We start from the raw sequence: 1,121 nt of genomic DNA, 5'->3' as shown, positions 1-1,121 counted from the left end.
TGCGCGCCAGCTTGTTGGCCAGCGCACAGGCGGCCTTGTTGTGGCCCGCCCTTGCTTGCACTTGCAAGGCCCAGCGCTTGAGCGCATCCAGTGGTTTGCCCTGCGCTTGTGCCGCGGCGGCCGCCTTGAGCACGCTTCGCGCGCCGTGTACCAGCAGCATGCGCAGGTAGGTGTCGCCTTGCTTGCTGATGCGCCCCAGCCTTCGGTTGTGGCCCGAGGAATGTTCCTTGGGCGTGATGCCGAACCAGCAGGCAAAGCCTCGGCTGTTCTTGAAGTGCGTCACATCACCACCCGTGGCCGCTGCCATCGCCGTGGTCGTCAGCAGGCCCACTCCGGGCACGCTTTGCAGCCACTGGCAGGGCTCGCTGTGGCGCACCACGGCACGCAACTCTTTCTCGATCGCTTCGATGCGGCTTTCGAGCTGGCGCACCTCTTCGAGCATCGACCGCATCGTGCCTCGAAGCAGCGTAGGGATCGCGCTCTGATCCTCTGCAATCAGCTTGGCCATCTGTGCCAAGCCAACCTTGGCGCCCTTGGAGATTCTCAGACCGGCCTCACGGCAAGCACCGCGCATCGAATTGATCGTCGCCGTGCGCCAGCCCATCCACATCGAGCGGGTCCGATGCAGCGCTTGCAAGGCCTGCTGCTCCACCGTCTTGATGCGCACGGGCTGGATGTCGGCGCAACGCGCTGCCTCCAGCAGCGCCGCAGCGTCCGCCGCATCGGTCTTGTTGCGCTTGACGTAGGCCTTCACGTAGTGCGGCGGCAGCAATTCAACATCAATGCCGCGCTGCCTGAGCCAACGCGCCCAGTGATGCGCCATGCCGCACGCCTCCATGATCACCACGGCAATTTCTCGGTTATCGAACCAGCGCTCAAACTGCGCACGGCTCAGCCGATGGCTGCCCAGGCGTCGCCAGTTCGTATCCGCCTCGCACAACTGGAACACCGATTCCGCAATATCAACGCCAACGACCACGCCGCTGCAGGATTGAATCTTTTGAATACGGGATGTAGCATTCATTTCGGACTCCTTCGTGTTGAGCGCCGTCCCTCACACCATATGAAAGCCGGCTGGCACATTGATGCCGTAAAAATGCGGGGGAGTCCATCCCATCATT

Annotated in this window: 1 protein-coding gene; it reads right to left on the bottom strand. The window is 62.6% G+C overall.

Annotated elements, in window-relative coordinates; all coding sequences use genetic code 11:
* On the bottom strand, nucleotides 1–1,024 hold a 1,024-nt coding region (locus EIP75_RS23765; protein WP_125245664.1), incomplete at its 3' end, for an IS110 family RNA-guided transposase.
* Nucleotides 1,025–1,121 lie beyond the last annotated feature (97 nt).

Origin of the sequence: Aquabacterium soli, assembly GCF_003933735.1 — a bacterium.
Classification (GTDB): Bacteria; Pseudomonadota; Gammaproteobacteria; order Burkholderiales; family Burkholderiaceae_C; genus Aquabacterium; species Aquabacterium soli.
Note: the sequence above shows the minus strand (reverse complement) of the source record. Positions and strands in the feature narration are given on the sequence as shown.